This window comes from Saccharopolyspora sp. 6V (assembly GCF_020176785.1).
In the GTDB taxonomy this organism is placed as follows: Bacteria; Actinomycetota; Actinomycetes; order Mycobacteriales; family Pseudonocardiaceae; genus Saccharopolyspora_C; species Saccharopolyspora_C gregorii.
In genome coordinates, this window is record NZ_JAIUKB010000105.1 from 18,444 (window position 1) to 28,765 (window position 10,322).

10 protein-coding genes are annotated in these 10,322 nt (G+C 68.7%); 2 read left to right on the forward strand and 8 right to left on the reverse strand.

Translation table 11 applies throughout. The features are described 5' to 3' along the window. Positions 1 to 22 precede the first annotated feature (22 nt). On the forward strand, positions 23 to 394 hold the full coding sequence (locus LCD35_RS20250; RefSeq protein WP_224967549.1) for a hypothetical protein: 372 nt from the start codon (positions 23 to 25) through the stop codon (positions 392 to 394). A 194-nt stretch (positions 395 to 588) separates the two neighbouring features. Beyond that, on the forward strand, positions 589 to 1,038 hold the full coding sequence (locus LCD35_RS20255; protein WP_225044659.1) for a DUF1931 family protein: 450 nt from the start codon (positions 589 to 591) through the stop codon (positions 1,036 to 1,038). 62 nt (positions 1,039 to 1,100) lie between these two features. Here the strand turns inward: LCD35_RS20255 and clpB are convergent, their stop codons facing one another. From clpB to LCD35_RS20295, 8 genes are all read right to left on the reverse strand, one after another. Then, entirely contained in the window at positions 1,101 to 3,731 is a 2,631-nt protein-coding gene (clpB, locus tag LCD35_RS20260; RefSeq protein ID WP_225044660.1) for an ATP-dependent chaperone ClpB, read from the reverse strand. Further along, positions 3,722 to 4,081 carry a chaperone modulator CbpM gene (locus LCD35_RS20265; protein WP_224957885.1) on the reverse strand — a complete coding sequence of 120 codons (360 nt, stop codon included), beginning with the start codon at positions 4,079 to 4,081 and terminating at the stop codon, positions 3,722 to 3,724. The genes clpB and LCD35_RS20265 overlap by 10 nt, the downstream gene beginning before the upstream one ends. 2 nt (positions 4,082 to 4,083) lie before the next feature. Beyond that, positions 4,084 to 5,013 carry a DnaJ C-terminal domain-containing protein gene (locus LCD35_RS20270; RefSeq protein ID WP_224957887.1) on the reverse strand — a complete coding sequence of 310 codons (930 nt, stop codon included), beginning with the start codon at positions 5,011 to 5,013 and terminating at the stop codon, positions 4,084 to 4,086. A gap of 5 nt (positions 5,014 to 5,018) precedes the next feature. Beyond that, positions 5,019 to 5,534, reverse strand: coding sequence for a nucleotide exchange factor GrpE (locus LCD35_RS20275; RefSeq protein WP_224957890.1), 516 nt, complete (start codon positions 5,532 to 5,534; stop codon positions 5,019 to 5,021). An 8-nt stretch (positions 5,535 to 5,542) separates the two neighbouring features. Next, the gene (gene dnaK / locus LCD35_RS20280) at positions 5,543 to 7,435 is read right to left on the reverse strand and encodes a molecular chaperone DnaK (protein WP_225044661.1); all 1,893 of its coding nucleotides are present in this window, start codon (positions 7,433 to 7,435) and stop codon (positions 5,543 to 5,545) included. 34 nt (positions 7,436 to 7,469) lie between these two features. Then, positions 7,470 to 8,000 (reverse strand): general stress protein, encoded by a 531-nt coding sequence (locus LCD35_RS20285; RefSeq protein WP_224957893.1) that lies wholly within the window; start codon positions 7,998 to 8,000, stop codon positions 7,470 to 7,472. A gap of 505 nt (positions 8,001 to 8,505) precedes the next feature. Then, positions 8,506 to 8,679: a hypothetical protein gene (locus LCD35_RS20290; protein ID WP_225044662.1), complete on the reverse strand. Its 174-nt coding sequence runs from the start codon at positions 8,677 to 8,679 to the stop codon at positions 8,506 to 8,508. Between the two features lie 118 nt (positions 8,680 to 8,797). Next, positions 8,798 to 9,847, reverse strand: a complete 1,050-nt coding sequence (locus tag LCD35_RS20295) for a hypothetical protein (RefSeq protein WP_225044663.1) — start codon at positions 9,845 to 9,847, stop codon at positions 8,798 to 8,800. Positions 9,848 to 10,322: the final 475 nt, after the last annotated feature.

The window sequence follows — 10,322 nt, forward strand, 5'->3', positions numbered from 1 at the left end:
CCCGTTAAACGTCCTTGTCGAGGTGGACGCTACAGATCTGATCGTCGACCGGTGGATCGGACTGACCGATGCGCCGTCGCCGCACGCGCTCGGCCACGGAACCGCGGGCCGGGTCCTCGACATCGGGCCCGGGGGCGGCCAACCCGACCCGGTGACCTGCTGCACCCGCGGCCGAAGTGCGGCTCTGGCGGTGCTCAGCGGGGACGCGGTAGGTCTGCTCGGAATCCAAGGTGTGCTGGCGCGCGCTCCGGCCGAGGTCGAGGTCAGCGACGTGTCGGACTGGGGCTCGGGTGGTCCGGGGCCGGAGAACGACCACGCCGGTGGCCAGCGCGTGGAGGAGATGCTCGACCGAACGTCGGGCCGGGGTGCCAACGTGGTCATCGCAGACTGGTAGGCCACCACCGCGACCTGGCCCTGGTATCCGAGAGGAAGGCCCGCACGGAGGTGTCAGGTGGCGGGATACCACCCCGAAAGAGTCACCGAGACCGTCGCAGCCCTGTCGCGGGACGCGCGGATGGTCCGTGCTCGTTTCCGGCCTCGGTGTGAGCCGGTGATCTGTTCGTGCGTTCCAGAAGAGAGGTGATGGACATGGCGGTCATGGGTGTGAGCAAGTTCCAGCGGTTCTTCCGCTCGACGACCGGGCTGAACGTCGACAAGAACGACCTCAAGCGCTACAACGACTTCGTCAACGACAAGATCTACGACCTGTGCATCATCGGCCGCAACGCGGCCAAGGCCAACGGTCGTGACGTGATGAGCGTGGCTGACCTCCCGGTGACCAAGGGTCTGCAGGAGTGCGTTCACGCCTTCCAGAAGGTGGAGGAGGAGATCGAGGTCAAGCCCCTCCTCGAGCACATCACCGCCCGGCCGGTACTGGAGGTGGAGCTGGGCGAGGAGGTGCTGGAGCGACTGCCGCTGGTCGCAGGCGGGATCAGCGTGGCGCTCGCCCGCTCCTTCAAGATCGTCGACCCGGCGGTGAAGAACCCGGCGACCGAGGAGTGGGAGCGGGCGTTCGAGCTGTTCCACCTCCTGCTCTAGGAGTTCGGCCGAGAGAACCGGGGAGGTCCGGAGTGGACTCCCCGGTTCTCGTCAGGCGGGTTTCAGGCGGCTTGCGCGTGCAGGGCGTCAGCCTCGTACTCCACTCGTAGCTCGCCGTCCCGGGCCGAGACGACCACGGTGCCGCCTTCCTGGAAGTCGCCGCGCAGCAACGCCCGCCCGATCCTGGTCTCCACTTCGTGGGCGATGAAGCGGCGCAGCGGGCGGGCGCCGTAAATGGGGTCGAATCCCTGCTCGGCGATGAGCCGCCGGGCCTCCTCGGTGACCCGCAGCGTGGTGCGCCGCTCGGAGAGGCGGGCCCGCAGGTCCTCGAACTGCAGCTGCACGATCTTCTCGATCTGGGGCAGCGATAGCGGGCGGAAGAGCACGATGTCGTCGATCCGGTTGAGGAACTCGGGGCGGAAGTGCCGGCGCAGGTCGTCCAGGACCCGCTCCCGCGCGTCGGGCTTGATCTCGCCCTCCTCGACGCCGTCGAGCAAGTACTCCGATCCGATGTTGGAGGTCATGATGATGACGGTGTTGCGGAAGTCGACGGTGCGCCCCTGGGCGTCGGTGATCCGGCCGTCGTCGAGCACTTGCAGCAGGGTGTTGAAGACCTCCGGGTGCGCTTTCTCGATCTCGTCGAAGAGCACCACCGAGTACGGCTTGCGCCGCACCGCCTCGGTGAGCTGTCCCCCTTCCTCGTAGCCGACGTAGCCGGGCGGGGCGCCCATGAGCCGACTGACGGTGTGCCGTTCCTGGTACTCACTCATGTCCAGGCGGACCATGTTCTCCTCGGTGTCGAACAAGGTGGCGGCCAGCGTCTTCGCCAGCTCGGTCTTGCCGACACCGGTCGGGCCGAGGAACACGAACGAGCCGATGGGCCTGTAGGGGGCGCGGATGCCCGAGCGAGCGCGGATGATCGCGTCGGCGACGAGCTGGACGGCCTCGTCCTGGCCGATGACCCGCTCCCGCAAGATCTCGTCGAGGCGCAGCAGTTTCTCCCGCTCGCCCTCTTGGAGCCGGGCGACGGGGATGCCCGTCCAAGCAGCCACGATCTCAGCGATCTCTTCTGCTGTGACGACCTCCCGCAACAGCTGGTGCTCGCCCTGCTTGGAAGCAAGCTGCTCTTCCTCGGCCCCGAGCCTGCGCTCCAGCTCGGTGATCCGGCCGTAGCGCAGCTCGGCTGCGCGGTTGAGGTCGTAGTTGCGCTCGGCGTCGTCGGCCTCGCGGCGCAGTTGCTCGAGATCCTGGCGCAGCTCCTGCACGCGCCGGATCGCGCGCCGCTCGGCCTCCCATTGCGCGTGCTTGGCGTCGGTCTCGGTGCGCAGGTCGGCAAGTTCCTTGCGCAGCTCGTCCAGCCTGGACATGCTGGCCGGATCGGTCTCCTTGGACAGCGCGGCCTCCTCGATCTCCAGCCGCGTAACCCGGCGGGTGAGCTCGTCGAGTTCGGCGGGCATGGAGTCGATCTCGGTGCGCAGCCGGGCGCAGGCCTCGTCGACGAGGTCGATGGCCTTGTCGGGCAGGAACCGGTCACTGATGTAGCGGTGGCTCAGCGTCGCCGCCGCGACCAGCGCGCCGTCCTGGATCTTGACGCCGTGAAAGACCTCCAGGCGTTCCCGCAGCCCCCGCAAGATCGAGACGCTGTCCTCGACCGACGGTTCGTCGACCAGCACGATCTGGAACCGCCGTTCCAGTGCCGCGTCGGTCTCGATTCGCTTGCGGTACTCGTCTAGCGTGGTCGCGCCGATCATGTGGAGCTCGCCGCGGGCGAGCATCGGTTTGAGCATGTTGCCCGCGTCCATCGCGCCCTCGGCGGCGCCGGCGCCGACCACGGTGTGCAGCTCGTCAACGAACAACAGGATGCGGCCCTCGGCGGCCTTCACCTCGCCGAGCACGGCCTTGAGCCGTTCCTCGAACTCACCGCGATACTTGGCACCGGCCACCAGCGCACCCATGTCGAGGGCGAACACGGTCTTGTCCCGCAGCCCTTCCGGCACGTCGCCGTGCACGATGCGCTGCGCCAGGCCCTCCACGATCGCGGTCTTCCCGACGCCGGGATCACCGATGAGCACCGGATTGTTCTTCGACTTGCGGCTCAGGATCTGGACGACCCGCCGGATCTCGGCGTCACGGCCGATCACCGGGTCGAGGGTGCCCTTGCGGGCCTCGTTGACGAGGTCGCGGCCGTACTTCTCCAGAGCTTCGTAGGAGTTCTCCGGCGTGGCTGAGGTGACCCGCTGGCTGCCTCGGATCTCGGTCAGCGCGTTCAGGAACGACTCGCGGGTGATGCCGTGCTCGGACAGCCGCCGACCCGCCCTGCTCGACGAGCCTTCCTCGGCCATTGCCAGCAGCAGGTGCTCCACCGAAACGTACTCGTCCTTGAGCCGCCTGGACTCCCGCTCGGCGGCGTCGAGCAGTCTGGACGACCGCTGGCTGACGTAGACCTGCCCGGGCTGCGCGCCCGGACCGGTGACCTTGGGCAGTTGCGAGAGGTCCTTCTCGACGTCGTCACGCAGGACGCCGGGATCGGCGCCGACCCGTTCGACCACGCGCGGCACGATTCCCTCGGACTGGTCGAGTAGCGCCAGCAGCAAGTGCTCGCCGTCCACTTCGGTGTGGCCGTGCTCGGTCGCGATGGTCTGCGCCGCCTGCAGCGCCTCCTGCGACTTCTGGGTCAGCCGGTTCATGTCCATCGTGGATCACCTCCTGTCCCGCCTCGGGCGGTGGGGCGGGATCGGAGTGCGGTTTCCATCCGGTCGATTCGGTCGAGCAGGTCCAGCACCAGCCCGATCGCTGCGTAGTTGAGCGAGAGCCCGGCCCGCAGCCGCTGAATACGGGCGAGTACCAGGGGCGCGCTCTCGACGAACCACGGCGTCCCGTCGGCGTCGTAGGACGCTTCCAGCAGGCTCAGGGCCACGAACCGCCGGACCAGGTCGGGGTGCATTCCGGCCTGTGCTGCGGTGGTGTCCAGGCTGAGCCGGTGCGGACGGGCGAGCGCGTAGCCGGGCCCGCCTGGACCCCGTTGCCGAGACGGATTGCTCATGATCACCTCCGGGGGTCGAAAGTGGATTCGGTGGCCAGCTGCTCGAACAGCTCCCGCTCGCGTGCGGTCGGTGTCGTCGGCACCATCACGCGCAGCTCGGCGTAGAGATCGCCGGGGGTGCCGCGCGGGTGGGGCATGCCTTCGCCGCGCAGCCGCAGCCGTCGGCCGCTGGAGGAGCCCGCCGGGACGGTCACCTTCGTCTCCCCACCTGGCGTAGTGAGCGGGACGGTGGCGCCCAACGCCGCTTCCCAGGGCGTGACTGGCAGGTCGACGTGGATATCGCGACCCGACAATCGGTAGCGGGGGTGCGGGGCGATCCGGACGCGCAGGTAGAGGTCACCGGAGGGGCCATCGCCGCTGCCCCGGCCGCCCTGCCCGGCCAGCCGGATGCGCTGGCCATCGACGGCGCCGCGCGGCACGGTCACCCGGTACTCCCTGGTTCCCTCGGGGCCGGACAACGTGATCGTGCGGGTGCCGCCGCGGTAGGCCTCCTCGACGGTCAGCTCCAACTCGGCTTCCTGGTCGGCCCCGGGAATGGGACCGGCCGCGCCGCGGGCGCCGAAGATACTGCCGAACAGGTCCTCGAAGTCGACCTCTCCCCCACCCGTGGTGAAGTGCACGTTCCGGCTCCCACCAGTGCCACGGGTGCGCCAGGTGCCTCCAGGGCCGGTGCCGGCACCCGCGCCGACACGTTCCTCCCAATCTTCCGGAACGGACCGGAAGTCCGGGCCGAAGCGGTCGTAGCGCTTGCGGAGGTCCGGATCCGACAGCACATCGTAGGCCTCGTTGATCTCCTTGAACCGCTCCTCGGCCTCCGGGGCGGAGTTCACGTCGGGGTGGTGGCGACGTGCCAGCTTGCGGTAGGCCTGCTGGATCTCGTCCTGGCTCGCGCCGCGGGACACCCCCAGCACCTCGTAGTAGTCGCGCGCCATGGCGCTCACCCCGACTGCCTCGTGACGCTGACCGCGGTGGGCCGCAGCTGGTTATCCGGCTCGCCGTAGCCGGGACGCCGGACGCCGACGACGATGCCGGGTTCAGCATCGGAGTCGGACACGACGTCGACCACCTCGTGGCGGCTCGGGTCGAACGGGACGCCGACCTCCTCCTGGCGCGGGTAGCCGAGCCGGGCCAGGAGGTCCACCGCCTGGTCCCGGACGGCCCGCACGCCGTCGACGATGGACTCGGGGTCGGCCTCGGCGTGCTCGAGCGCCAGTTCGAGGTTGTCCAGCACCGGCAGCCACGCCGCGGTGGCTTTCGCTCGCTCCTCGGCGCGCACCAGTCCCAGCTCGCGCACGTGACGCTTGCGCGCGTTGTCCAAGTCGGCCAAGGCGCGCCGGAGGCGGTCCTCCAGCTCGGCGGCGTTGGGCCTGACCGCTTCAGCTTCCTCCGGCTGCTCGGCCTGCTGTGCCTGCTCGTCGGATTCGGTGTCGTGTTCGTGCGGTGATGTTGTCATGCCGGGCCTCACGTCCGTTCGAAGTCGGCGTCCACGACGTCGTCATCGCCGCCACCTTCTTCGGAGCCGCCCGTCGCATCGCTGGTCGCGCTCGCGGCACCGGCACCGGCACCGTAGGTTGACAGTCCCTGGTAGATCTGGCGCAGGTCGTCGGTCAGCGGCCGGGCCCGCTCCGGCGACGCCTCGTCGCGGACTGCCTCGCGCGCCTCGTTGACCAGCATCTCGGCCCGAGCCCGCTCGTTCACCGGTGCCGCGTCGCCGAGCTCCTGCAGCCGCTTCTCCACCTGGTAGGCGGCCGAATCGAGTTCGTTGCGGGTCTCCACGGCGGCGCGCAGCTGCTGGTCCTCGTCGCGGTTGCGCTCGGCTTCGGAGACCATCCGCTCCACCTCGCCCTTGTCGAGGTTGGAGCTGTCGCTGATGGTGATGCTCTGCTGGGCGCCGGTGTCCTTGTCCTTCGCGGTGACGCTGAGGATGCCGTTGGCATCGACGTCGAAGGTGACCTCGACCTGCGGTTCGCCGCGCGGAGCCGGCCGAATGTTCTCCAGCCGAAACCGGCCGAGCACCCGGTTGTCGGCGGCCCGCTCGCGTTCGCCCTGCAGCACTACGATGTCCACCGCGGACTGGTTGTCCTCAGCGGTGGAGAAAACCTCGGTGCGCCGTGCCGGGATCGTGGTGTTGCGCTCGATGAGCTTGGTCATGACGCCGCCGCGGGTCTCCACCCCGAGTGATAGCGGTGTGACGTCGAGCAGCAGGACGTCCTGGACGTCACCCTTGAGCACACCGGCCTGCACCGCTGCGCCCAGCGCGACGACCTCGTCCGGGTTCACGCTCATGTTCGGGTCTTTGCCCCCGGTGAGCTTGCGCACGAGCGCCTGCACGACTGGGATCCGGGTGGAACCGCCGACCAGGATGACCTCGTCGATGTCGTTCTCGGTGACCTTGGCATCGCCCATCGCGCGCTTGACCGGGTCCAGGCACCGCTCGACCAGGTCGGAGGTCAGCTGCTCGAATGTCGAACGCATGATCGTGGACTGCAGGTGCTTGGGACCGGCGGCGTCGGCGGTGATGAACGGCAGGCTCACCTGGGTCTGCGACACCGAGCTGAGCTCGACCTTGGCCTTCTCCGCAGCCTCGAAGAGCCGTTGCAGCGCCTGTGGGTCGTTGCGCAGGTCGATGCCGTTGTCGCGCTGGAACTCGTCGGCGAGGTGGTCGACGAGCCTGCGGTCGAAATCGTCGCCGCCGAGGTGGCCATCACCGGCGGTGGAGCGGACCTCCACGACGCCGTCGCCCACGTCGAGGAGGCTGACGTCGAAGGTACCGCCACCGAGGTCGAAGACCAGCACGGTCTCGTGCCCACGCTTGTCCAGCCCGTAGGCCAGTGCAGCTGCGGTCGGCTCGTTGATGATCCGCAGGACCTCCAAACCCGCGATGCGCCCAGCGTCCTTGGTGGCGGTGCGCTGGGCGTCGTTGAAGTAGGCGGGCACGGTGATGACGGCCTCGGTGACCTTCTCGCCCAGGGACTTGCCCGCGTCGTCGGCGAGCTTGCGCAGGACCTGCGCGCTGATCTCCTCCGGCGCGTACTGCTTGCCCCGGACTTCGAAGCGCGCGACACCGTTGTCGCCCTCGACGACGTCGAAGCCGACCGCGTCTATTTCGTCGGTGACCTCCTCGAAGCGGCGACCGATGAAGCGCTTCGCCGAGTAAATCGTGCCCTTCGGGTTGAGGATCGCCTGCCTGCGTGCCAGCTGGCCCACGAGGCGCTCACCGGAGTCGGTGAACGCGACGACGGACGGCGTCGTCCGCGAGCCCTCGGCGTTCGGGATGACCGAGGGTTCACCGCCCTCCCAAGCGGCGATCACGGAGTTGGTGGTGCCGAGATCGATACCGACTGCTTTGGCCATGACGTTCTCCTGCCAACGAATGCGGGCGCGGTGGTCAGTCGACGGCACCGCTCGCCTGCGGTTTCTGGTGTTGCTGGAGCAGCCTGCTCGCCTCCCCGGCGACCTCGGCGTCGACGAGGACCTCGTACCGGGTGGGCTGCATGATCTGCACTGCGGAGAAATCCCGCCTGCCGCCCTGCGCCGCGTACATCAGCAGACCGATCATGGCCCCGACGATCGCGCCGAAGACGAGTCCGTAGATCGCGAGGGTGAAGCTGGCCAGCAGCGGCTGGATCCAGCTGAAGAGCCCGAAGATCCACCCGATCAGCACGCCGGTCAGCGCGCCGCCACCGGCTCCGTGCAAGGCCGACCTGCCGTAGCTGAGCTTGCCGATGACCTGTTCGACGAACTGAACGTCATGCCCCACGATGGCGACCCGCTCCACCGGGAAGTCCTGGTCGGACAGGTAGTCGACGGCTTGCTCGGCGTCTGCGTAGCGCGTGTAGGAGGCGATCGAACGGCGGTCCGGGGGCTCTGCGAATGGGGCGCCTCCCGCATCGGACGCGCCCGGCTGCTGATCGGACATCACTACTCCACCTAAGCTCGTTCCTCTCACGACGTGCACGGCCAGATGGTGTTCCGCGCCGCTCCCCATCCCACCTTGAGGGCTCGGCGCCTGCTCTCGCGTGCGCCTACGAGGCCGAAATTCGCAGCACGGTTCACCCCACCGGCACAGGTACGGGTCGGACACCGGCGGCGAACTCCAGGGCGAAATACCCTGGTCGTCATCGATCCGTTCGGGCTCCACAACGAACACGATTTGTGGCCACGCTCACGAGCACGGAGCACGACACCGGGAGGCACAGGACTGTGCTGGAAACACCGTTCGCTGCGATCGGCCGCACCGCACCGAGCGCGAAACATGGGAGGGGTTCTCCACCGAAGTCAGGATCGAGAAGCAGGTACCCGTGCGCGAACAGGAGAAGCAGCCCGATAAGCAGGCTGGCACCAGGTACCGGCCGGTCCCCGTGCACGTCGAGCGAGCGGGCCCCGCCCGGCTCGGCCCGCTGACTCCCTCGGCGATGCTTACGTCACAGCGCTTCGTCGGCAACCGGGTCGTCGCCTAACGGATCGCCGACGAGCGGCACGTCCACGATGACGCGTGCGGCCGCGCGCCCACCGCGCAGCGCGCCCTGGTGGACCCGGCGATGCCGCTCGCAGGGCTGGCCGATCGAGTGGCGAGAAGAGCGCACATTCGTCACCACCCCGCACGAGGTCGTAAGCTGCGGCCCGCGCGCAGGAACGGCAACGACGCTCCGACACAGCGCCCCCTGCAAGCCGCCCTCGGTTGGAAACGCCGTTTCCACACAGCGGGTGCAGGGTTCAGTCGAGCATGTGCACGGTGGTGGTCTCATGCAGCGGGCTACCCGCGGGGCCCTTGATGTGCGGGTTGATCCAGACCGGGCGGTGCTCGCCGCGGCTCGGGTACCACTGGTTTCGCCAGTGCCCGCGCACCACCCAGCGCACGTGATAAGCACGCTCCCCCGGTTCGGCGGCGGTCGGGCTGTTCTCCCGATGCCGCAGATGCACGACCCGCACCGGTGCGGCGTTGTAGCCCTCCCTCTCGGCGCGTCGTCGTTGCTGGCGCGGCATGGGTTCGTCGGTGGTGTCGGTGATGCCGTCCTGGGTCATCAGCAGCCATGCCGAGCGCACGATCAGCGTCCACGCCGCGGTCGTGCCCGACATCTGCTCCCACGACGGTCCAGCCTCCAGCTCCTCGGTCCACCCGGCGCGGCCGGGCGTGGCATTCGACAGCAGCCCCAGGGTGGTCGCACCGTAGTGACAGACCGCTTCGTTGTCCCACGTCAACGGGGCGCGAGCCCGCCGCACCATCTGCGTCGCCTCCTCCTCGGAACAGCCGAGCTGGCGCTGGACGTAGCGGGTTTCAGCGTCGTAATCGGTCGCCGACCAGAACGTCAGCCACATTCCCTGATCGGCCCGCAGCGCACCGTTCGGCCCCCAGGAGACCGCCACAATCACGCACTGCTCGGTCTGCTCCCCACTCGGGATCCGATCCGGCTCATAGACGGCGAACGGTTCGGCGAACACCATGAACCCCGCCGCCGCCGGTAGATCATCGGGATGGGTCGAGGCAGCAGTCAACGACCGTGCCGCGGCCTGCGCGAGCCGCGTCATCTCCGCAGAAACGTAAAACAGCTGCGCACCACGAAGCCGATCGTGTTCCTCCCGCAACATGATCGCAGCGTCGCGTCCGCGATCACCCGTATTCGGCGACAGCGTGCCCTGCCCGGTGGTAAGGAGATCGACGAGCATCCGCTGTTCCAACGGCGACCGCATTTGCGCGGCCATCCTCTCGCGCAGCGTGGGCAACTCCCGCGGCTCAGGGGGCTGCCAGCAGAACATGTCGGTCATGCCCGAGAGTCTGCCGAGACACCCACTGCCCGTGCATCGTCCGACCGAGCGGACCATGACCCCCTCCCGCACTCTGCTGCCGTACCCAAGCCGCGGCGCGGCGCAGCCAACCGCCCTGGGCGCCTCTCGTAGCATCGCGGGCGGTCGGCCCCCGCGCACGCAGGAATGGCTCCCACACCGCGGGCCCTCTACAGCCGGGCGCCGGGTCGGCCCCGCGCACGTGGAAGTGGTTCCCGTCAGGCCACCCGCACAAGAACGAACGCGTCGGCCCGCAGGACCACCGATTCGGTCGGCCAACGAACTCGAGCGACCTCTACCGTGTCAAGGTAGCCCTCGGCACCGTCCTGACCTGCACAAACACGACTCCAGCAGGTCAGGACGGTGCCGTTCGGAGTCACCCGAACCCGTTCGGCGCGGTCCGGCGTACTTGGCGCCTCCCAATTTCCTCCCAAACCTTGCCTCCCAAACCTTGCCT

Coding starts and splice junctions, on each gene's coding strand:
- LCD35_RS20255 (WP_225044659.1), top strand. CDS start 589: ATGGCGGTCATGGGTGTGAGCAAGTTCCAGCGGTTCTTCCGCTCGACG.
- clpB (WP_225044660.1), bottom strand. CDS start 3,731: ATGGACATGAACCGGCTGACCCAGAAGTCGCAGGAGGCGCTGCAGGCG.
- LCD35_RS20265 (WP_224957885.1), bottom strand. CDS start 4,081: ATGAGCAATCCGTCTCGGCAACGGGGTCCAGGCGGGCCCGGCTACGCG.
- LCD35_RS20270 (WP_224957887.1), bottom strand. CDS start 5,013: ATGGCGCGCGACTACTACGAGGTGCTGGGGGTGTCCCGCGGCGCGAGC.
- LCD35_RS20275 (WP_224957890.1), bottom strand. CDS start 5,534: ATGACAACATCACCGCACGAACACGACACCGAATCCGACGAGCAGGCA.
- dnaK (WP_225044661.1), bottom strand. CDS start 7,435: ATGGCCAAAGCAGTCGGTATCGATCTCGGCACCACCAACTCCGTGATC.
- LCD35_RS20285 (WP_224957893.1), bottom strand. CDS start 8,000: ATGTCCGATCAGCAGCCGGGCGCGTCCGATGCGGGAGGCGCCCCATTC.
- LCD35_RS20295 (WP_225044663.1), bottom strand. CDS start 9,847: ATGACCGACATGTTCTGCTGGCAGCCCCCTGAGCCGCGGGAGTTGCCC.